This window comes from Halomonas garicola, from assembly GCF_055382465.1.
Genome location: NZ_AP043931.1, coordinates 1,612,946 through 1,632,433 on the forward strand (window position 1 = coordinate 1,612,946; position 19,488 = coordinate 1,632,433).

Genomic DNA, 19,488 nt, shown 5'->3' on the forward strand with positions numbered 1-19,488 from the left:
TGCTTTTTACTACGCCTTCTACTACGCCTTTTCGGCGATGATCGCTTTCCATTTTGCCGGACCGGTCTGGTGGATCGACGTGCCCTGGGTATCGACGGCCACGGTGACGGGCATGTCCTCCACCTCGAATTCGTAGATGGCCTCCATCCCTAGATCCTCAAAGCCCACTACCCGGGAATGCTTGATCGCCTGGGCCACCAGGTAAGCTGAGCCGCCCACCGCCATCAGGTACACGGCCTGGTTGTCGCGAATGGCCTCGATCGCCGCCTCGCCGCGCTCGGCCTTGCCCACCATACCCAGAAGACCGGTGTCTTCCAGCAGGGTGCGGGTGAATTTGTCCATGCGCGTGGCGGTGGTCGGCCCTGCCGGCCCCACCACTTCGTCGCCCACCGGGTCCACCGGGCCGACGTAGTAGATGAACCGCCCTTTCAGATCCACCGGCAGCGTCTCGCCCTTGGCCAGCATGTCGAGCATACGCTTGTGGGCGGCGTCACGGCCGGTGAGCAGCTTGCCGCTGAGCAGCAGCGTATCGCCGGGCGCCCAGTCCTTGACGTCGTCCGGGGTGATGCTGTCCAGGTCGACGCGCTTGACGTTATCCCCGGCTTCCCGGGTGATTTCCGGCCAGTCTTCGAGCCTGGGCGCGGGCAGCACCGCCGGGCCCGAGCCGTCCAGGGTAAAGTGCGCGTGGCGCGTGGCCGCGCAGTTGGGAATGATCGCCACCGGCTTGTTGGCCGCGTGGGTGGGATAGTCCTTGACCTTGATATCCAGCACCGTGGTCAGCCCGCCCAGCCCTTGGGCACCGATGCCGCTCTGGTTGACCTTGTCGAAAAGCTCCAGGCGCAGCTCTTCGCTGCGGTTTTGCGCGCCCCGCTCGCGAAGCGCCTGGATATCGATGGGGTCCAGCAGCGCCTCCTTGGCCAGCATCATGGCCTTTTCGGCGGTGCCGCCGATGCCGATGCCCAGCATGCCCGGCGGGCACCAGCCGGCGCCCATTTTGGGCAGCTGCTCCAGCACCCAGTCGGCGACGCTGTCCGAAGGGTTCAGCATGGCGAATTTCGACTTGGCTTCGCTGCCGCCGCCCTTGGCCGCGACGTGGATCTCGACGCTGTCGCCGGGCACCAGGTGGTGATGAATGATCGCCGGGGTGTTGTCCCGGGTGTTTTCCCGCTTGCCGTCGGGGTCGGCCAATACCGAGGCGCGCAGCACGTTATCGGGCAGTTTATAGGCTCGCCGCACGCCTTCGTTGACCATGTCGTCAAGGCTCATGCTGGCGTCGGCAAAGCGGACGTTCATGCCCACGAGAACAAAGACCGTGACGATGCCGGTGTCCTGGCAGATCGGGCGATGGCCAAAGGCACACATGCGCGAATTGATCAGGATCTGGGCGATGGCATCTTTCGCCGCCGGGTTCTCCTCGCGCTCGTAGGCTTGCGCCATGGCGTCGATGAAGTCTTTGGGGTGATAGTAGGAAATGTACTGCAGCGCATCGGCGACGCTCTGTATCACGTCGTCCTGGGCAATCGCGGTCATGGAGAAACGGCTCCTGGTATAGCGGGGTGACGGCCGGCGGTAAAGCGGGCGATATCAGACCCAGCACCCCGGCGCTGCGCCATTATAGCGCATCGCCACCCTGCCCTGCAGCGAGGAGCGATCGGAGTGAAAAGATTAAGAGCTGAAAGCAATATAACGGTATAAATATTTTTACGACGAAAAGCCCTTGCCGCGCCAGCGCAATCAGGGCGACGGCTGGCACCGCGGGCAAAAATACAGCCGCCGGGAGCCCACCGAGACCCGCTCGATGGGGGTGGCGCAGCGGTGGCAGCCGAATCCCTCGCGCTCAAAAGCGGCAAAGCGCTGCTGGCGCTGGGCTTCCCCTTGGGCTTTGGCTTTTACTACCCACTCCGGCGCGTTGGTAGTGCCGGCGCTGCGGTAGGTTTGCCAGGTTAGCTCAAGGATGTACCGCGCCAGCCGCTGGCGTTCGTCGTCACCCAGATCCTGGGGACGAAGCCTGTAGTGCAGCCCGGCAAAAAACAGGATCTCGCTGCGCAGATAGTTGCCAAGCCCCGCGACAAAGCTCTGGTCCAGCAGCATCCCGCCCAGGCCTCGGCGGGCAAAGCGCTTGCTCGCCAGGCGCTCGGCAATGTCCTTAACGGTGACCGCCTCGCTGAGCAGATCCGGCCCCAGCCGGGCAAGAAACGGATGTTTCTCAATGGTGGCGTCGCGCCACATGCTCACGTCCGAAGCGCTGTAGAGACTGGCCGCGCGATCGCCGACTTCAAGCCTGACGCGAAGCGAGCGCCCGGTGTCGGGCGGCGCCCCCGCCGGGTGCAGCTTCCACAGGCCGTACAGCTGGTTGTGGGAATACAGCACCCGGCCGTCGTCAAAGCGCGTGAGCATGGCTTTGCCCCGGGTCTCGACGCGCTCGACCCGCCGGCCAATGAGCGTCTCGGCGTGGGGCTTGAGGTCAGCAAAGGCGAACCAGGCCTCGTCGACGGGCCCGCCTGCCAGCTGCTGTTGTACAAGATCCGCGGCGCGGCGGATTTCCGGCCCTTCGGGCATGTCAGCTTATCTCCAGCTGTTTTTCCTTGAGCACGTGGAGCTGGTCGCGAAGCTTGCCGGCCTGCTCGAACTCCAGGCTGTGCGCCGCCTCGAACATCGCGTCTTCTACCTTGCCGATAGCTTTGGTCAGCTCTGCGGGGCTCATACCCGCGGGATCGTAAAGGGACGCGGGCTCGGCTACCTTGCGCTCGCTGCCCCGGCGGTTGGCCTTCTTCGCCCCGGGCGCCTGACCGGCTTCAAGAATATCGGCCACCGAGCGCGACACCGTGGTCGGAGTAATATCGTGGGCCTCGTTATGGGCCATCTGCTTGGCGCGGCGGCGCTCGGTTTCATCGATGGTGCGCTGCATGGAGGCCGTGACCCGATCGCCGTAGAGAATCGCCTTGCCCTGGGCGTTACGCGCCGCCCGGCCGACGGTCTGGATCAGCGAGCGCTCGTTGCGCAGGAAGCCTTCCTTGTCGGCGTCGAGGATCGCCACCAGCGAGACTTCGGGAATATCCAACCCCTCGCGCAGCAGGTTGATACCCACCAGCACGTCGAATTTGCCCAGCCGCAGGTCGCGGATGATTTCCACCCGCTCCACGGTGTCGATGTCGGAGTGCAGGTAGCGCACGCGGACATCGTGATCGTCAAGATACTCGGTCAAATCTTCGGCCATGCGCTTGGTCAGCACGGTGACCAGCACCCGCTCGCTTTCCGCGGTGCGCCGGCGAATCTCCGACAGCAGGTCGTCCACCTGGGTGCTCGCCGCACGCACCTCCACTTCGGGGTCCAGCAGCCCGGTGGGCCGCACCACCTGCTCCACCACCTGGCCGGCGTGCTCGGCCTCGTAAGGGCCGGGCGTGGCCGAGACGAACACCGTCTGGGGGCACACCGCTTCCCACTCCTCGAACTTCATCGGCCGGTTATCCAGCGCCGACGGCAGGCGGAAGCCGTATTCCACCAGGGTTTCCTTGCGCGAGCGGTCGCCTTTGTACATGCCGCCCACCTGGGGCACGCTGACGTGGGATTCGTCGATGAACACCAGCGCATCGTCGGGCAGGTAGTCGAAAAACGTCGGCGGCGCCTCGCCGGGGTTGCGCCCGGAAAGATAGCGCGAGTAGTTCTCGATGCCGTTGCAGTAGCCCAGCTCCAGCATCATTTCGATGTCGTAGAGGGTGCGCTGCTCGAGGCGCTGGGCCTCTACCAGCCGCTCTTCCTGACGCAGGCGCTTGAGCCGTTCGGCAAGCTCCTCCTTGATCGACTCGATGGCCTCGAGGATGGTTTCCCGGGGGGTGACGTAATGCGATTTGGGATAGATCGTCATCCGCGGCACCTGGCCGCGCACGTCGCCGGTGAGCGGGTCGAACAAGCGGATGGTGTCAATCTCGTCGTCGAACAGCTCCACCCGCACCGCTTCGTCCTCGGCGTCGGCGGGGAAGATGTCGATGACGTCGCCGCGCACGCGGTAGGTGCCCCGGGTAAAGTCCACGTCGTTGCGGGTGTACTGCAGCTCGGCCAGGCGGCGCAGAAAGGCGCGCTGGTCGATCTCCTCGCCGCGGTTGAAGTGCAGACGCATCTTCAGGTACTGATCGGGATCGCCCAGACCGTAGATCGCCGAGACCGAGACCACGATCAGCGCGTCCCGGCGCTCCAGCAGCGCCTTGGTCGCCGACAAACGCATCTGCTCAATGTGATCGTTGATCGAGGCGTCCTTCTCGATGAAGGTGTCCGAGGACGGCACGTAGGCCTCGGGCTGGTAGTAGTCGTAGTAGGAGACAAAATACTCAATGGCGTTATCGGGGAAAAATGCCTTGAACTCGCCGTACAGCTGGGCCGCCAGCGTCTTGTTGGGCGCCATGACGATGGTCGGACGCTGCAGCGTCTCGACGACGTTGGCCATGGTGAAGGTCTTGCCCGACCCGGTCACGCCGAGCAGCGTCTGGTGGGCCAGCCCCGACTCCAGGCCGTTGACCAGCCCCTGGATGGCGCTTGGCTGATCGCCCGCGGGGGAAAACTTCGACTGCAGGCGGAACGCTTTACTCATGTCGTCTCCTGAAAGGCGGTGCTTACGATACCCTGATACCCAGGTTGAGCGCCTCGACCGCGCGGATCAGCGCCTCACGCCGGGCGCGCCCTTCCACTTCGGCGCCGTGGCGCCCGACTTCGGCGCTGTCCACGCCGTCGAGCGTCATTAGCGCCGTGGTGATCCGGTTGACCTGGTCGGTATTGGCCACGCCCTTGAACGTCAGTGTGTGCTGCGCCATGCCCTTTCCTATTCAAATATTATACAAAAAATAAAAACATATAGCTTCAGTGCAGCCTCGGCGAGTGTAGCACACGCCGGGCATCTACCATTAAGCCGCTGCCGGGATACATGGTAGGCTCGGGGGCAGTTTTCAAGCGTTCAACGCGAGGACATGACATGACAACGCACGCTTCCCCCGACTCCCCCGTCACGCTTTCCGCCACGGCGCCCCTCGAGCACCTGGCGGCTTTGGACATCCAGGGCGACGATGCCGAAGGCTTCCTGCAGGGGCAGACCAGCGCCCAGGTCAACCTGGCCGACGGCCGCTTTGCTGCGCTTACCTGCTTTTGCACCCCCAAGGGCCGCATGCTGGCCAACGGTCAGCTCGCGCGTATGGCAGAGAACCACTACCGCCTGATCGTGCACGCCTCGCTGGTAGAGCCTTTGATGGCACACCTGAAAAAATTCGCGCCGTTCTACAAGGTCAGTCTTGACGCCGCCGACGCCGTACTGCTGGGCGCCAGCCGCAGCGACGCCGAGACCCTGGCCGACACCTTTGACCTTACGCTGCCGACATCGGCCTGGCAGCAAAGCCAGGCCGCCAATGACGCTGCCATCGCCGTTTGCTATCCGGAAGAAAGCGACGCCGGCAACGATACCTGGCGCTGGCTATTCATCCTGCCCGCCGCCGAGGCGGAAAAGCTCAGCTGCCAAGGCGACACCGCGCGCTGGCCGCTGGCCGACGTGCGCCGGGGGCTGGTGTGGCTTGACGCCGAGCAGCAGGACAGCTACCTGCCGCAGATGGTCAACTGGGAGGCGCTGGGCGGCATCAGCTTCAAGAAGGGCTGCTATACCGGCCAGGAAGTCGTCGCCCGGGCGCACTTTCGCGGCCAGGTGAAAAAGCGCCTGAGCCTGGGCTACCTGGACGCCGCCACGCCGCCGGCCAACGGTACCGGCGTTACCGCCACGAACGACGGCGATGAAGACGGCAAGAACATCGGCGAAGTCGTTGCCAGCGCCGCTGCCGATAACGGCCAGACGGCGGTGCTCGCCGTACTCAATACCCGGCCGCTGGAAAAGAATCCGGCGCTGGATATCGAGGGTACGACGCTCACACTTACCGATCTACCCTACGCCATCGAACGCGTGGATCCGGAAGATCTGGCGAAGGAACAAGCTTCGGCGGCTAGCGCCTAGCCGCTAGTGGCCACGAAGCCTATGAAACAGCCTGCACCAGAAGGAAGCACCGGCGGCCAGCCACAGGCCCATTCCCAGCTGAAAGAGCAGCCCCGCCGGGCGCAGGAACGACTGCCATGAAGCCTGTGGCCAGTAGGGTAAAAACGCCAGCGCATCGGGCAGCCCGGCGAGCGCGGCAATCAGAAAATAGAGCCCGAGCAGCTGAAACAGCAGCTTTTGATCCTGCGGTCCCAGCGCTGCCGTAGCGTCGGGTGCCGCCTGCTCCACTCGGGCCAGCGCTGCGTTCGCGGCTCGATGGATCAGCCAGGCGGCCAGCAACCCCACCAGCAAAAAAACGCCGATGAGCAGCAAAAGCAGCGCCGGCGCGCTGTCTTCGGGCACGGTTCCCGCGGCCCCCAGCATCATGGCATACGTTGGCAGGCTGAGTATCAGCTTGACCAGCAGCCACAGCGCCATCAGGCGCAGGGCAACGGCAGTGATCTGTTTGGACAGCACGGGGACTCCTTGAAAACAGTAAGCGATGCCGCCGGCTTAAAGCGCCAGCCCAAACAGCGCTCGGGCGTTGGCCGTGGACTGCGCGGCTACGGCCGCCGCTTCTTCATCACGCAGCTCGGCGACGTGTTGGCACACCCGGGCGACGTTAGCGGGCTCGTTGCGCTCGCCTTGCTTACCACAAAGCGGCATATCGGGGCTGTCGGTTTCCAGCACGAAGCCGGTTGCCGGCAGACTTTGGACGACGCGGTGGAGCTTTTTTGCCCGCAGATAGGTCAGCGCCCCGCCCAGGCCCAGGGTAAAGCCCAGCTCGAGAAAGCGCTGGGCCTGCTCCGGCGAGCCGGCGAAGGCGTGAATCAGCCCGCCCTGGGGCAGCGCCAGCTGACGCAGCCGCTTGGCGACGTCGTCATTGGCGTGAACGCAGTGAATCACTACGGGCAGCTCGCGGCGTTTGGCCAGGCGCAGCTGGGCGTCAAATAGCGCCCACTGGGCCTCAAGCGTTTTTGCAAAGCGGGCGTCGATGCCGCACTCGCCCACCGCCACCACGTCCGGATGCGCGTCAAGCAAAGTCTCCAGCGCTTTGACGTCGGCGTCGTCTTCCAGCCGGTGGGCGTCCATGAAATACGGGTGCAGCCCAAGACACAGGCTAACGTCTACGCGCTTGCCCAGCGCCAGCACGTCGGGCCAGGCATCGCGGGTGGTTCCCGGCACCACAAAGTGGCGCACCCCCGCCGCCCGAGCGCGGTCAAACACCGCCCCCCGGTCGGCGTCGAAGTCGGCAAAGTCCAGATGGCAGTGGGCGTCAATCAGCATGGAAACAACCTATTCACAAAGGCATCAAACGGTCCTACCGATCCTGGAGCGTCGGGGATAGGCCGAAGAGGAGATTTTTTGCCATGGATGGCAAAAGTAGCGCCCAGGGATGGGTTTACAGCGCCTCCTCGCAGGCCTATCGCCAGACAAGCTCCAGCGTGTATCCAATGAGTTAGTGCTCCCGGGTGGGCCGGAAGCGCACGTCGGGCCAGCGCTCTTCGGTCATCTGCAGGTTCACCCGGGTGGGGGCGATGTAGGTCAGATAGCCGCCGCCGTCGATGGCCAGGTTGGTGCTAGCCTTGCGCTTGAACTCGTCAAGCTTCTTGGCATCGTCGCAGTAGATCCACCGCGCGGTATGCACGTTGATCCCCTCGTAGACACAGTCGACCTTGTACTCTTCCTTCAGCCGGTGGGCGACCACGTCAAACTGCAGCGTGCCCACCGCACCAAGGATCAGGTCGTTGTTATCCAGCGGCATGAATACCTGGGTCGCGCCTTCTTCGGAGAGCTGCTGCAGGCCCTTTTGCAGCGCTTTCATTTTCAGCGGGTCCTTCAGGCGCACGCGCTTGAACAGCTCCGGGGCAAAGTGCGGAATGCCGGTAAAGCGCATGTCCTCGCCCTGGGTAAAGGTATCGCCGATCTGGATGGTGCCGTGGTTGTGCAGGCCAATGATATCCCCCGGCCAGGCTTCCTCGACGTGGGCCCGGTCCGATGCCATGAAGGTCAAGGCGTCGGCGATCTTGACGTCCTTGCCGATGCGCACGTGGCGCATCTTCATGTTCTTGTCGTACTTGCCCGAGCACACCCGCAAAAAGGCGATGCGGTCGCGGTGCTTGGGGTCCATGTTGGCCTGGATCTTGAACACGAAGCCGGTAAAGCGTTCGTCGTCGGCGGCGACCTCGCGCACGTCGGTCTCCCGGGGCTGCGGCGCCGGGGCGTACTCAACAAAGCCGTCGAGCATTTCGCGCACGCCGAAGTTGCCCATGGCGGTGCCGAAGTACACCGGGGTCAGCTCACCGCGGCGGTAGGCCTCCAGGTCGAACTCGTGGGACGCGCCGCGTACCAGCTCCACCTCCATGCGCAGCTCTTCGGCCAGGTCTTCGCCCAACACCTCGTCCACCTCGGGGCTGTCCAGCCCCTCGATGCGCCTGTCTTCGGGAATGCGCTGGCCCTGCCCTTGGGTATAGAGATGGATAACGTCGTTATACAGGTGGTAAACGCCCTTGAAATAGCGCCCCATGCCAATGGGCCAGGTCATCGGCGCGCACTGGATATTGAGCACGGTTTCCACCTCGTCCATCACCTCGATGGGGTCCCGGGTGTCGCGGTCCATCTTGTTGATGAAGGTCAAAATCGGCGTGGTGCGCAGCCGGCAGACCTCCATCAGCTTGACGGTCCGGGCCTCAACGCCCTTGGCCGCGTCGATCACCATCAGCGCCGAGTCTACCGCGGTGAGCGTGCGGTAGGTGTCTTCGGAAAAGTCTTCGTGGCCCGGGGTATCCAGCAGGTTGACCACCCGGCCGCCGTAGGGAAACTGCATCACCGAGGTAGTCACCGAGATGCCGCGCTCCTGCTCCATCTTCATCCAGTCGGAAGTGGCGCTGCGATCGTTGCGCTTGCTCTTCACCGAGCCCGCCATCTGGATGGCGTTGCCGAACAGCAGCATTTTCTCGGTAATGGTGGTTTTACCCGCGTCGGGGTGGGAAATGATCGCGAAGGTGCGGCGCAGCTGCGCCTCCTGCGCGACTTGTTGGGCTTGACTCATCGTGCCTCGCAAATCGTGTGGGCTCGGGCTTCATTCGCCGGGCGCGACCCGCGTCGCCGAGCAGAAATAGCGTTGGCACGGATTATACCCGCCCCGGCCACGGCAGGGATAGGCAAGCGCATGATGCGAGCCGATGAAACAAGGCATATGGCAAAACGCCGGCTTTCTGCCGGCGTTGTGATGCTGCGCGCCCGCCGGCCGATCAAAAGCGGTCGGCGCGGTAAGGGCGCATATCAATGCTTGTGGGCTCGCCGTCCATCATCGCGCCCAGCAGTTCGCCGGTGAGTGGGCCTAAGGTAAAGCCCTGGTGGCCGTGGCCGAAGGCCAGCCACAACCCGTCATGACGCGGCGCCGGGCCGATGATCGGCTTCATGTCCGGCAGGCAGGGGCGCGCGCCCTTCCACACTTCGGCATCCCGGCGCTTGCCCAGCGGCACCAGGGTCCGCGCCACCTTCTCCGCCGCCGCCAGCTGATTCAGATGGGGCGGCGCGTCCAGGTCGTCAAGCTCGGCGCCGGTGGTCAAGCGCACGCCGGCTTTCATCGGCGCCAGCAGGTAGCCCACATCGGCGTCCATGACCCAGTGGCGCAGCCGGCCCCGCTGCGACTCGTCGTAGTGCATATGGTAGCCGCGCTTCACAAACGTCGGAAAATGGTAGCCCAGCGGCTTCAGCCAGCGTCCGGCCCAGGGGCCCAGCGCTACGACCAGGTCGTCAGCGTCCAGGGTCTGCGTCGCCGTGGTCACGCGCCAGCCGTCCTGGGTCTGGGCCACATCGGTAATCTCGTCCTGCAGGCACTGCCCGCCCTCGGCCTCGAAGGCCCGAGCGTAGGCGGCGACCAGCTCGCCGGGGTCGGTTGCCGTCCAGGAATTAAGCCAGTGAATCGCCCCGATAATATCGTCGCTCAGGTCGGGTTCCTTGGCGGCAAGGGCCTCACGGTCGAGTACCTCATAGCGTACGCCAAAGCGCCGGTAGTTGTCTTCGGCCTCGGCCTGGCGCTGGGTAAAGTGGCGTCGGCTGCGCAACAGCTCGAGAAAGCCGTCCTTGCGGATCAGCTTTTCGGCGCCGGCGGCTTCGATCATCGGCGTATGGGTCTCCAGGCAGCGCATGATCAGCGCGGCGTACTCGGGCACGATATGCCGGTAGGCAGAAGGCCCCGAATTGTGCCAATAGCGCAGCAGCGGCGTCGCCGCGTGCAGCATGCCCACGGGCCGGTAGCGGATATCCACCCGCTGGTTGGGCAGCACGCCAAGCAGCGTTTTCATATCGCGAGGAAACGCATAGGGCCGCACGGCCTCGCGCTGGATGATACCGGCGTTGCCAAACGAGGTTTCGCGCCCCGGCTCGCGGCGGTCGATCAGCACGACGTCGCGGCCGCGCTTTGCCAGGTGCCAGGCAATACTGACCCCTACCATTCCTGCGCCCAGTACCAGGGTTCGACGCGCCATTTTCCTACTCCTTGATGCCGGCGCCCGGCATGGGACGACGGCGATATCGTTGCGGCTGGCCGCGCAAAAACGCTGCGCGGATAGAGGTCAAAAATATCACCAAATACAGCGCTTTAACACAGACATAAGCTCTAATTTAAAGCACTAATACAAAAGAAAAAGCTGCGAAAAAGCGGCATCGAGGAGAAAAGACTAGGCAAAACGCCATGCGGCAGAGCGTCCGGCGGCTTGCCCACACAAAAACGACCCACGCAAAACGATCAGGGCACGGATAGCGGAAAGGCAACCAAGAAGTATAAGTGGAGCGGGAGACAAAACAAGCGGAGAAGGGAGGAGATACACAACATTGCAGACGGTTAATGGGGTGGATGATGGGGATCGAACCCACGACCACCGGAGCCACAATCCGGGGCTCTACCACTGAGCTACACCCACCATAACCGTTTTGCTCAAGCGCGCCGGGAGCGCTGCTTGTAGGGCGCTTCCTGGCTGATTTGCCTTGCTGGGGTGGATGATGGGGATCGAACCCACGACCACCGGAGCCACAATCCGGGGCTCTACCACTGAGCTACACCCACCGCTGTCAAAGCAAAAACTGCCAATACACGTTTGACGTGAGTCATATGACTCTTGTTTACCGCGTCTGGTTGGCGGCGCATGAATTGGCGCGCCCAGCAGGAATTGAACCTGCAACCTACGGCTTAGAAGGCCGTTGCTCTATCCGGTTGAGCTATGAGCGCGCTGTCTGTTTGCCAAAGCAAACCGTTTGCCGGAGCAAAACTGCCCGCCTGCATCGAGCCTCAACCCCGTCGAGCACCGGACACAAGCCCGGGTAAACAAGCCGTCAACGGCCGGCCGATGTCTTGTCGATATGGTCGGGATGGAGGGATTCGAACCCCCGACATCCTGCTCCCAAAGCAGGCGCGCTACCAGGCTGCGCTACATCCCGAACCGACGCTGCCTTCAGGGCCGAAGCCTAGAAAGCAAGACACTGCCTTACGGCCCGTCTCAAGCGAGGCATATACTACTGTTTTGTTTCTCAAAGTCAACTCCTGATAGCGCCTGATCGGTCACGCCATCGACCGACGCTTTGCCTTCCCGCCCCCGCATGCGAAAATCACGGCCACAGCGACGCCGCGCGGCGCTATTCATCCGACGTTATTGCACAACGCGACTCACACCACAAGGACCGCATTGATGACCGCTCAACTGATCGATGGCAAAGCCATTGCCGCTGACGTACGCCAACGGGTGGCGGAAAAAGTCCAGGCCCGGTTTGACGCCGGCGCCCGGGCTCCCGGGCTTGCGGTGGTGCTGGTTGGCGGCGATCCGGCCTCGCGGATTTACGTCAACAGCAAGCACCGCGCCTGCGAACAGGCCGGCATTGTCTCCTTTCAGCATGAGCTTCCCGCCGATACTAGCCAGCAGGCGCTGGAAGACCTGGTCGATCGGCTGAACGACGACCCCCGAGTCGACGGCATCCTGGTTCAGCTGCCGCTCCCCGAGCACCTCAACGCTCGGCCGATTCTCGAGCGCATTCTGCCGCACAAGGACGTCGACGGTTTCCATCCGTACAACCTCGGCCGCCTGGCCCAGCGCATCCCCGCGCTGCGCCCCTGCACGCCCAAGGGCATCATCACGCTGCTGGAAAAAAGCGGCCTGGCAGTACGCGGACTGGACGCCACGGTGGTCGGCGCGTCCAACATCGTCGGCCGGCCCATGGCGCTCGAGCTGATGCTTGCCGGTTGCACTACCACGGTGTGCCACCGCTTCACGCACAACCTGGAAGAGCACGTGCGCCGCGCTGACGTGCTGGTCGTTGCGGTGGGCAAGCCGGGGCTGGTCAAGGGCGAATGGACCAAGCCCGGCGCCATCGTCATCGACGTGGGCATCAGCCGTCAGGAAAACGGCAAGCTGGCCGGCGACATCGAGTTTGATACCGCCTCCTCCCTTGCCAGCCACATCACCCCGGTGCCCGGCGGCGTCGGCCCCATGACCGTGGCCACGCTTTTGGAAAACACCCTGGAAGCCGCCGAGCACCACGCCCCTTCCGGCGCGGCCTGAGCCATCCTCGCTTCCCGTTTTTCTTGAGTCCTAACCCAGTGATCGCTAACCCAGGAGGTACCGCTTTGCAGCCTATCGGTATTATTGGCGCCATGGCGCAGGAAGTCAGCATTCTTGCCGGCCAGCTGGAATCCCACCAGCGCCACGAGCACGCCGGCGGCGTGTTTCATACCGGCCGCCGCCACGGCGTCGAGGTGGTCATACTGCAGTCGGGCATCGGCAAGGTGAACGCCGCGGTGAGCACCGCTACCCTGCTCGAACGCCACCGCCCCCGCGCCATCATCAACACCGGCTCCGCCGGCGGCTTTGCCGACGACCTGCACATCGGCGACGTCATCGTCTCCGACGAGGTGCGCCACCACGACGTCGACGCCACCGCCTTCGGCTACGAGCTCGGCCAGGTGCCGGGCATGCCCGCCGCCTTTGCCGCCGACGAGAGCCTGCGCCAGACCGCCCGCAGCGCGGTAGAGGCGCTCGGTGAAATGCGCGTGCGCGAAGGCATGATTGCTACCGGCGACAGCTTCATGGCCGACCCCGAGCGCGTCAGCGCCACCCGGGCGGCGTTTCCCGCCATGCTCGCCGCGGACATGGAGGCCGCCGCCATCGCCCAGGCCTGCCACCTGTTTGGCTGCCCGTTTGTGGTGGTGCGGGCGCTTTCCGACCTGCCCGGCGCCGGCGACAACCACCTCTCGTTCGAGGAGTTTCTCGAGCTGGCCGCCCGGCGCTCGTCGCGCATGGTCGACCAGATGCTACGCCAGCTGGCCGGCGCCTGAGGCGCTAGCCGGTGACCAGCTTCCAGCCCAGGGTCTCGCCGGCCTTCATCGGCACAATGTGCCGGCCGTCGGCGTAGGCGTAGCTTTTCGGCAGCTGCCAGTCGCGCCGCTCAAGGATGACCGTATCGGCGTTGCGCTCAAGACCGTAGAAGTCGGCGCCGTTGTGGCTGGCGAAGGCTTCCAGCCTGTCCAGCGCATCGGCCTCGGCAAACGCCGCGGCGTAGAGCTCCACCGCCGCCGGCGCGCTGAACACCCCGGCACAGCCGCAGGCAGATTCCTTGTCGTCCTGGGCGTGGGGGGCGCTGTCGGTCCCCAGGAAAAACTTCCGACTGCCCGAGGTAACCGCTTTCAGCAGCGCCCGACGGTGGCGCTCGCGCTTGAGGATCGGCAGGCAGTAATAGTGCGGGCGAATGCCGCCCACCAGCATGTCGTTGCGGTTGAGCAGCAGGTGCTGGGGCGTCACGGTCGCGGCGACGTTATCGCCGGCGTCTAGCACGAAGTCCGCCGCCTGGGCGGTGGTGATATGCTCGCAGACCACCTTGAGCGCGGGGTGGCGCTCAAGCAGCGGCTTGAGTACGCGCTCGAGAAACTCGGCCTCGCGATCGAAAATATCTACCCCTTGGTCGGTCACCTCGCCATGAACCAGCAGCGGCATGCCGGACTCCGCCAGCGCCGCCACGGTATCGTCGCAGCGGGCAAGATCGGTCACCCCGGACGCCGAGTTGGTGGTCGCCCCGGCCGGGTAGAGCTTCACCGCCTTGACCATCCCGCTTTGACGGGCGCGCTCGACCTCTTCCGGCGGCGTGGTGTCGGTCAGGTACAGCGTCATCAGCGGGTCGAGCGCCGCCCCTGCCGGCAGCGCGGCAAGAATGCGCTCGCGGTAGGCCAGGGCGTCGGCCGTGGTCGTCACCGGCGGCGTCAGGTTGGGCATGATGATCGCTCGGCCCATCTGCGCGGCGCTATGGCCCACGGTGGCCTCAAGGGCGGCGCCGTCGCGCAGGTGCAGGTGCCAGTCGTCCGGGCGGGTCAGGGTAATGGCGTCCACAGGCTTTCCTCTCGGGCAGTGAATGATCCAGCGTTGGCGACATCGCCGGCCGCAGTATAACCCATCGGCATTCGGGCGAAATGTGGCGTATCATGGGCAGCCGTTCGGGTCTTGGGAAATGACTTATGCAAAAAGTGCGTCGCGCAGCGGACGTCGTCGCCGGGCTTGAGGGCCTGATGTGGCTGGGCCTGGGCTGGTCGATTTCGCTGTCGGCCTGGCTGGGCAGAAACGAGCCGATCCTGGCCGCCGTGCTGCTGGCCGGCACCGTGATGCTGTTCAGCTGGGTTCACCGGCCGCTGCGCTTTTTGCTGCGCCGCTTCCGGGTACGCAAGCGGCGCACGGACATGTGGATGCACCTGCTGGTGCTGCCGCTGCTTCTGGCCATGGCCTTCCACCTGATAATTGACGCCGTGCTCGGCGATACCTGGCTGCCGCCGAAGATGCTGCTGGTCAACGTACTCGCCAGCGCCGGCTGGCTGACCTTTTTGCTGACGCTGTTCATCAAATACGTCATCCACGACGTGAAGCGCAAACGGGCCAGAAAACACAGCGCTAAAAACGAGGCCGCTGACAGTCACCACGACCCTAGCGCGAGTTAACCGCTATGCCCGCCGAACTTCCCCTGCCGCTATCCACGCCCAACCGCAACCTGGTGCGCCTGACCATCGTGCGCGGCATTACCTGGACGGGCTTTTTGCTCGCCATCGTGGTCGGCGTGGAGCTGCTCGGCTTCAACATGACCGTGCCCGCGGTGGTCGGCGTGGTCATCGCCATGGGCGCGCTGAATATTGCCACCTGGTGGCGGCTGGGCCGCCCCCGGGACGTCGAGCACACCGAATACCTGCTCCACCTGCTGGCGGACATCGCCGGGCTGACGCTGCTGTTCTACTTTACCGGCGGCGCCACCAATCCGTTTATCACCTATTACCTGGTGCCGGTAACCATTGCCGCCGCCACCCTGCCCTGGTGGCACACCTGGGTCATCGCCGCCTGCGCCATGGGCGGCTACAGCTTTCTGCTGTTCTACTATCACGCCATTCCCCAGCTGCACATGATCGGCAACACCACGCTGAGCCTGCATATTCTCGGCATGTGGCTGAACTTCGGGCTGTCGGCGGGGCTGGTGACGTTTTTCATCTACAAGATGGCCCACGCCCTGCGCCGCCGGGACCGCGCGCTGTCGCGCACCCGGGAGGCCGCCCTGCGCAATGAGCAGGTGCTGGCCGTGGCCACCCAGGCCGCCGGCACCGCCCACGAGCTGGGCACGCCGCTTTCCACCATGGCAATTCTGCTCAACGAAATGGAAGCCGACGCCGAGGCCGGGACGCCGCTGCGCGAAGACATCGCTCTGCTGCGCCAGCAGGTCGGCCTGTGCAAGTCGCGCCTGCAGCACCTGGTAGAAAGCGCCGATCGCCGGCGCATGGCCGAGCCCGAGGTGTGCGACGCCGCCCAATGGCTTGACGGCGTGGTGCAGCGCTGGCTGGTGCTGCGCCCGGACGTCAGCCACCGGCTTAACGTTGCCGAGCGTCGGGGGCGCCCCTGGCTTGCGGTGGATGCCACCCTGGATCAGGCGCTGACCAACCTGCTCAACAACGCCGCCGACGCCAACCCCGAGGCCGTCACCATCAGCCTGGACTGGCAGGACGACAGCGTAGTGATCGACATTCGCGACCACGGCCCCGGCGTGGAGCTGGCCATTGCCGACCAGCTGGGCGAGACCTTTGTTTCCACCAAGAGCAAGGGCATGGGCATCGGGCTGTTTTTGACCCACGCCACCATCAACCGCTTCGGCGGCGGCGTCAGCCTGTATAATCATCCCGACGGCGGCACGCTGACCGAGGTGACGCTGCCCCGCAGCAAGCCGCCCGCGGCCTGACGCCGGTAAAAACATCTGTCGAGGACTTTATGCCAACGTCTGCACAACGCCTGCTCATCATCGACGATGACGAAATGTTCTGCCACGTGCTCAGCCGGGCGCTGGGCCGGCGCGGCTTCGAGGTCAGCGTCGCCCACGACGCCGACGAAGCGCTGGCGCTCGCCGTGGAGCACAAGCCGACCATGGCGACGCTGGATCTCAAGCTCGAGCAAAGCTCCGGGCTCAAGCTGCTGCCCGACCTGCTGGCAACGATCCCCCAGTGCCGCGTCGTCGTACTCACCGGCTATTCGAGCATTGCAACGGCAGTGGAGGCCATCAAGCTTGGTGCGGTCAACTACCTGTGCAAGCCCGCCGACGCCGACGACGTGCTCAGCGCCTTCGAACAGCAGCAGGGCGACCCGGACACCGAAGTGGCCGACAACCCGCCTTCGGTCAACCGCATTACCTGGGAACACATCCAGAAGGTGCTCCAGGAACACGATGGCAACATCTCCGCCACCGCTCGCGCCCTGGGCATGCACCGGCGCACGCTGCAGCGCAAGCTGCAAAAGCGCCCGGTGCGCCGCTAGGCCTCATCGTCTGACGGCGGCGCGGGCGGCTCGAACAGTCGGGTCATGAGCTGCTGGGCGAGCCTTGCGGCCTCCTGCATGCTGCCAAGCTCGCTTAAGTCGTCGAGAATGCGCCGCTGGTACCAGGTCCGGATGCCAAAGGCGTGGCGGTGCAGCCGATAGCTGCCGGAAGGCAGCGCCAGCAGGTATTCATCCGCCGCGGCGTCGGCGTGTTCGTCGGGCCATAGCGCCACCAGCCACAGCGAGCAGGGGGTAATCAGCGCGCCCACCAACAGCGCCTCGCCTTCGTCAGAGGTCAAGCGCTGAAAGCACAGCGCGTCCACGCCCAGGTGCGGGTTGTAGTGCGCAAGCTTTTTGAGCGCCACCAGGTGTACGTCGCGGTATTCACGGGCCACGGCGGCCAGCATGGCGTAGTCGTCGCCGCTCGGCGTTGCGGTCTGCATAGCTTTGCTCCCTGCGAGGCTGAAAAACAACGGTTGAAGGTAATGGTTGAAGACAACGGTTGAGGACAACGGTTGAGGAAAACGGCTGCCATCATAACGCGACTTGATGGGCCGCGTAGCGGCGCGCTATTGGCCATACCGGCCGCCGGCGCGCCACAATGGGCGGTGGCGAAACACTCTGTTTATCGTTTATCCAAGAGGAGACCTTTTATGTTCGTAGTGATTTACGGCCGCATGTCCTGCCCCTTCTGCGTACAGGCCAGAATGCTCGCCGAACGCCTGGAAGAAAGCGGGCGCATCGACGGCGTGCGCTACGTCGATATGCCCTCTGAGGGCGTGACCAAGGAAGACATCGCCAAGACCGCCGGCAAGCCGGTGCACACGGTGCCGCAGGTCTTCGTCGACCAGGAGCACATCGGCGGCTTCAGCGAGTTTCAGGCGTTCGTCAGCCGCCACCCCGCGCTCAGCGCCTGAGAGACCAGCGCCAATGCCGACGATCACCGGGCTGGTCAGCGTCCTGCTGCTGGCCGGCAACACGCTGTTCTGGACGCTGCCGCTAACGGCGCTGACGCTTGTCAAAGTAGTGTCACCCCGACGGTGGCAGCCGGCGGTGCTCAACGGCCTCAACGCCATCGCGCTCAACTGGATCGGCTTCAACCTCTGGTGGATGCGCCGCTGGCTCAGGCCGACCCTTGATACCCGAGTGCCCGAGGGTCTAAGCCCGGACAGGTGGTGGCTGGTGATCTCCAACCACCGCAGCTGGACCGACATCTTCATGCTGCTCGCGGTGCTTCACCGCCGGGTGCCCATGCCGCGTTTTTTCCTCAAGGCCCAGCTGATCTGGATCCCCGTGGTGGGGCTGGCGTTCTGGGCGCTGGAGTTTCCCTTCATGCGCCGCTACACCCGGGAGCAGATGGCGCAAAACCCGCGGCTTGCCGACATTGACCGCCGCGCCACCGAGCGCATGTGCCGGCGCGCCCGCCACCGCCCCATCACCATCTTCAACTTTGTCGAAGGCACCCGCTTCACCCCGGCCAAGCGCGACGCCCGGGGCAGTCCGTATCGCCACCTGCTCAAGCCCAAGGCCGGCGGCGTCGCCCAGGTGCTAAGCCTGCTCGGCGACCGCCTGGACGGCATGGTAGACGTCACCATCCACTACGCCGATCCCGACCCGAGCTTCTGGCGCTTCTTGTGCGGCCGGGAAGGGCCCATTACGCTGTCCGCCCGCCGGCTCGACATACCGGCATGGATGCACCGCGTGCCCTACCACGCCGACCCGCAGCAAAAGGAACGCTTCCACTCATGGATCAACGCACTCTGGCAAGACAAGGACCGCTGGCTGGACGCCGCCGAACGCCGGGCCTGATCATCACGCTTGCGCTGCTGCTCTGGCTGCTGGCCGGCTGCGCCGGAAGCCCAACGGATGGCGGCGACGCCGGCAGCGGCGGCGAGTGGGTGAGCATCCAGCGCGGCGACACCCTGGGTAAGCTTGCCCGGCGTGCCGAGGTACCGCTGGTGCGCCTGAAGCGCTTCAACCCCGGCGTGCGCGCCCGCCACCTGGCGGTTGGCCAGCGTATTCTGGTGCCCGGCCGCCAAGAGCGCGCGCCCTCCGGTGGCCCCTACCGCTACCGCATCCGCAAGGGCGACACCTACAGCGGCATTGCTCAGCACTTTGGCACTCGGGCGGGCCGTATCCAGGCGGCCAACGCCGACGCCTCGGCCAGCGCGCTGCGCGTGGGCCAGCTGATCCAGGTGCCGCTCAGCGGCGGCGGTGCCCCGGCCCGCCCGGCTTCGAGTGCCACGGCGTCGGCCAAGCCGGCCGCCAGCACGCCGGACCTGCCCGCCTCCGCCGGTACCTGGCCCTGGCCGCTCGACGACTACCGCGTCATGCGCCCCTACGGCAAGGATGACCGCGGCCGGCTGCAGCCCATGCTGCTCGCCGCCCGCCAGGGCAAGACGGCCAAGGCCGTGGCCGAAGGCGAGGTCAGCTTTGCCGACACCATGCGCCAGCTCGATCAGGTGGTTATCGTCCATCACGCCAACAATCTGCAGAGCGTCTATGCGCTGTGCGATACGCCAAGCGTCAATACCGGCGACTCGGTCAAGGCCGGCGATGCGCTGTGTCGCCTGGCCGACGGCGACGACGGCCAGGGCCCGGTGCTGCTGTTCGACATGCGCCGCAACGGCAAGCCCATGGACCCCGGCCGCCTGCTGAAATAGC

General features: G+C 64.9%; 19 protein-coding genes and 4 tRNA genes. 9 read left to right on the plus strand and 14 right to left on the minus strand.

Annotated elements, in window-relative coordinates; translation table 11 throughout:
- Positions 1-21 precede the first annotated feature (21 nt).
- The 4 genes from ACZ46Y_RS07890 to ACZ46Y_RS07905 form a co-directional block, all read right to left on the minus strand.
- Positions 22-1,530, minus strand: coding sequence for a fumarate hydratase (locus ACZ46Y_RS07890; protein WP_311943905.1), 1,509 nt, complete (start codon positions 1,528-1,530; stop codon positions 22-24).
- Between the two features lie 204 nt (positions 1,531-1,734).
- Positions 1,735-2,559: an endonuclease VIII gene (nei, locus tag ACZ46Y_RS07895; protein WP_311952944.1), complete on the minus strand. Its 825-nt coding sequence runs from the start codon at positions 2,557-2,559 to the stop codon at positions 1,735-1,737.
- 1 nt (position 2,560) lies between these two features.
- A complete protein-coding gene (uvrB, locus tag ACZ46Y_RS07900) occupies positions 2,561-4,585 on the minus strand; it encodes an excinuclease ABC subunit UvrB (RefSeq protein ID WP_311952947.1) in 2,025 nt (674 codons plus the stop codon).
- A 22-nt stretch (positions 4,586-4,607) separates the two neighbouring features.
- Entirely contained in the window at positions 4,608-4,805 is a 198-nt protein-coding gene (locus ACZ46Y_RS07905; RefSeq protein ID WP_311952949.1) for a hypothetical protein, read from the minus strand.
- Between the two features lie 158 nt (positions 4,806-4,963).
- Here ACZ46Y_RS07905 and ygfZ point away from each other — a divergent pair, with 158 nt between their 5' ends.
- Positions 4,964-5,983: a CAF17-like 4Fe-4S cluster assembly/insertion protein YgfZ gene (gene ygfZ, locus ACZ46Y_RS07910; protein ID WP_311952952.1), complete on the plus strand. Its 1,020-nt coding sequence runs from the start codon at positions 4,964-4,966 to the stop codon at positions 5,981-5,983.
- Positions 5,984-5,986: 3 nt separating this feature from the next.
- Here ygfZ and ACZ46Y_RS07915 read toward each other — a convergent pair whose 3' ends face one another.
- From ACZ46Y_RS07915 to ACZ46Y_RS07950, 8 genes are all read right to left on the minus strand, one after another.
- Complete coding sequence (locus ACZ46Y_RS07915; RefSeq protein WP_311952955.1) at positions 5,987-6,478, minus strand: hypothetical protein; 492 nt, start codon at positions 6,476-6,478, stop codon at positions 5,987-5,989.
- 36 nt (positions 6,479-6,514) lie between these two features.
- Positions 6,515-7,288 carry a TatD family hydrolase gene (locus ACZ46Y_RS07920; protein WP_311952960.1) on the minus strand — a complete coding sequence of 258 codons (774 nt, stop codon included), beginning with the start codon at positions 7,286-7,288 and terminating at the stop codon, positions 6,515-6,517.
- Positions 7,289-7,460: 172 nt separating this feature from the next.
- Positions 7,461-9,053, minus strand: a complete 1,593-nt coding sequence (locus ACZ46Y_RS07925; protein WP_311952963.1) for a peptide chain release factor 3 — start codon at positions 9,051-9,053, stop codon at positions 7,461-7,463.
- 202 nt (positions 9,054-9,255) lie between these two features.
- A complete protein-coding gene (locus ACZ46Y_RS07930; protein WP_311952966.1) occupies positions 9,256-10,497 on the minus strand; it encodes an NAD(P)/FAD-dependent oxidoreductase in 1,242 nt (413 codons plus the stop codon).
- A 360-nt stretch (positions 10,498-10,857) separates the two neighbouring features.
- Positions 10,858-10,932 (minus strand) — tRNA-His (locus tag ACZ46Y_RS07935).
- Positions 10,933-11,000: 68 nt separating this feature from the next.
- A tRNA-His gene (locus tag ACZ46Y_RS07940) sits at positions 11,001-11,075 on the minus strand.
- A gap of 85 nt (positions 11,076-11,160) precedes the next feature.
- Positions 11,161-11,237, minus strand: a tRNA-Arg gene (locus ACZ46Y_RS07945).
- A 132-nt stretch (positions 11,238-11,369) separates the two neighbouring features.
- Positions 11,370-11,446: transfer RNA gene (locus ACZ46Y_RS07950), tRNA-Pro, on the minus strand.
- A 248-nt stretch (positions 11,447-11,694) separates the two neighbouring features.
- On the opposite strand from ACZ46Y_RS07950, the gene folD reads away from it, so the two are divergent.
- Both folD and mtnN read left to right on the plus strand, forming a co-directional pair.
- Positions 11,695-12,561 carry a bifunctional methylenetetrahydrofolate dehydrogenase/methenyltetrahydrofolate cyclohydrolase FolD gene (gene folD / locus ACZ46Y_RS07955; protein WP_311952969.1) on the plus strand — a complete coding sequence of 289 codons (867 nt, stop codon included), beginning with the start codon at positions 11,695-11,697 and terminating at the stop codon, positions 12,559-12,561.
- A gap of 65 nt (positions 12,562-12,626) precedes the next feature.
- The gene (mtnN, locus tag ACZ46Y_RS07960) at positions 12,627-13,334 is read left to right on the plus strand and encodes a 5'-methylthioadenosine/S-adenosylhomocysteine nucleosidase (RefSeq protein WP_311952972.1); all 708 of its coding nucleotides are present in this window, start codon (positions 12,627-12,629) and stop codon (positions 13,332-13,334) included.
- Between the two features lie 4 nt (positions 13,335-13,338).
- On the opposite strand, the gene pyrC is transcribed toward mtnN, so the two are convergent.
- On the minus strand, positions 13,339-14,379 hold the full coding sequence (pyrC, locus tag ACZ46Y_RS07965) for a dihydroorotase (protein ID WP_311952974.1): 1,041 nt from the start codon (positions 14,377-14,379) through the stop codon (positions 13,339-13,341).
- 125 nt (positions 14,380-14,504) lie between these two features.
- Between pyrC and ACZ46Y_RS07970 the strand changes: the two genes are divergently transcribed.
- From ACZ46Y_RS07970 to ACZ46Y_RS07980, 3 genes are read left to right on the plus strand one after another with little or no spacing between them, the layout of a single operon-like run.
- Positions 14,505-14,978 carry a hypothetical protein gene (locus ACZ46Y_RS07970; protein WP_311952976.1) on the plus strand — a complete coding sequence of 158 codons (474 nt, stop codon included), beginning with the start codon at positions 14,505-14,507 and terminating at the stop codon, positions 14,976-14,978.
- A gap of 5 nt (positions 14,979-14,983) precedes the next feature.
- On the plus strand, positions 14,984-16,255 hold the full coding sequence (locus ACZ46Y_RS07975; protein ID WP_311952980.1) for an ATP-binding protein: 1,272 nt from the start codon (positions 14,984-14,986) through the stop codon (positions 16,253-16,255).
- A gap of 29 nt (positions 16,256-16,284) precedes the next feature.
- Positions 16,285-16,824: a response regulator transcription factor gene (locus ACZ46Y_RS07980; RefSeq protein ID WP_311952992.1), complete on the plus strand. Its 540-nt coding sequence runs from the start codon at positions 16,285-16,287 to the stop codon at positions 16,822-16,824.
- Here ACZ46Y_RS07980 and hybE read toward each other — a convergent pair.
- Positions 16,821-17,267 carry a [NiFe]-hydrogenase assembly chaperone HybE gene (hybE, locus tag ACZ46Y_RS07985; protein ID WP_311952996.1) on the minus strand — a complete coding sequence of 149 codons (447 nt, stop codon included), beginning with the start codon at positions 17,265-17,267 and terminating at the stop codon, positions 16,821-16,823. The two genes, ACZ46Y_RS07980 and hybE, sit on opposite strands and share 4 nt — an antisense overlap.
- Before the next feature lie 210 nt (positions 17,268-17,477).
- Here hybE and ACZ46Y_RS07990 point away from each other — a divergent pair, with 210 nt between their 5' ends.
- From ACZ46Y_RS07990 to ACZ46Y_RS08000, 3 genes are read left to right on the plus strand one after another with little or no spacing between them, the layout of a single operon-like run.
- Entirely contained in the window at positions 17,478-17,741 is a 264-nt protein-coding gene (locus ACZ46Y_RS07990; protein WP_311952999.1) for a GrxA family glutaredoxin, read from the plus strand.
- A gap of 13 nt (positions 17,742-17,754) precedes the next feature.
- Positions 17,755-18,633 (plus strand): acyltransferase, encoded by an 879-nt coding sequence (locus ACZ46Y_RS07995; RefSeq protein WP_311953002.1) that lies wholly within the window; start codon positions 17,755-17,757, stop codon positions 18,631-18,633.
- The gene (locus ACZ46Y_RS08000; RefSeq protein ID WP_311953005.1) at positions 18,570-19,487 is read left to right on the plus strand and encodes a LysM peptidoglycan-binding domain-containing protein; all 918 of its coding nucleotides are present in this window, start codon (positions 18,570-18,572) and stop codon (positions 19,485-19,487) included. Before ACZ46Y_RS07995 ends, ACZ46Y_RS08000 begins: the two co-directional genes overlap by 64 nt.
- The last annotated feature ends 1 nt before the right edge of the window (position 19,488 follow it).

Bases quoted from the DNA above. Each gene is read 5' to 3' on its own strand.
- ACZ46Y_RS07890 (WP_311943905.1), bottom strand. From the start codon at position 1,530: ATGACCGCGATTGCCCAGGACGACGTGATACAGAGCGTCGCCGATGCG.
- nei (WP_311952944.1), bottom strand. From the start codon at position 2,559: ATGCCCGAAGGGCCGGAAATCCGCCGCGCCGCGGATCTTGTACAACAG.
- uvrB (WP_311952947.1), bottom strand. From the start codon at position 4,585: ATGAGTAAAGCGTTCCGCCTGCAGTCGAAGTTTTCCCCCGCGGGCGAT.
- ACZ46Y_RS07905 (WP_311952949.1), bottom strand. From the start codon at position 4,805: ATGGCGCAGCACACACTGACGTTCAAGGGCGTGGCCAATACCGACCAG.
- ygfZ (WP_311952952.1), top strand. From the start codon at position 4,964: ATGACAACGCACGCTTCCCCCGACTCCCCCGTCACGCTTTCCGCCACG.
- ACZ46Y_RS07920 (WP_311952960.1), bottom strand. From the start codon at position 7,288: ATGCTGATTGACGCCCACTGCCATCTGGACTTTGCCGACTTCGACGCC.
- ACZ46Y_RS07925 (WP_311952963.1), bottom strand. From the start codon at position 9,053: ATGAGTCAAGCCCAACAAGTCGCGCAGGAGGCGCAGCTGCGCCGCACC.
- ACZ46Y_RS07930 (WP_311952966.1), bottom strand. From the start codon at position 10,497: ATGGCGCGTCGAACCCTGGTACTGGGCGCAGGAATGGTAGGGGTCAGT.
- folD (WP_311952969.1), top strand. From the start codon at position 11,695: ATGACCGCTCAACTGATCGATGGCAAAGCCATTGCCGCTGACGTACGC.
- ACZ46Y_RS07970 (WP_311952976.1), top strand. From the start codon at position 14,505: ATGCAAAAAGTGCGTCGCGCAGCGGACGTCGTCGCCGGGCTTGAGGGC.
- ACZ46Y_RS07975 (WP_311952980.1), top strand. From the start codon at position 14,984: ATGCCCGCCGAACTTCCCCTGCCGCTATCCACGCCCAACCGCAACCTG.
- ACZ46Y_RS07980 (WP_311952992.1), top strand. From the start codon at position 16,285: ATGCCAACGTCTGCACAACGCCTGCTCATCATCGACGATGACGAAATG.
- hybE (WP_311952996.1), bottom strand. From the start codon at position 17,267: ATGCAGACCGCAACGCCGAGCGGCGACGACTACGCCATGCTGGCCGCC.
- ACZ46Y_RS07990 (WP_311952999.1), top strand. From the start codon at position 17,478: ATGTTCGTAGTGATTTACGGCCGCATGTCCTGCCCCTTCTGCGTACAG.
- ACZ46Y_RS07995 (WP_311953002.1), top strand. From the start codon at position 17,755: ATGCCGACGATCACCGGGCTGGTCAGCGTCCTGCTGCTGGCCGGCAAC.
- ACZ46Y_RS08000 (WP_311953005.1), top strand. From the start codon at position 18,570: ATGGATCAACGCACTCTGGCAAGACAAGGACCGCTGGCTGGACGCCGC.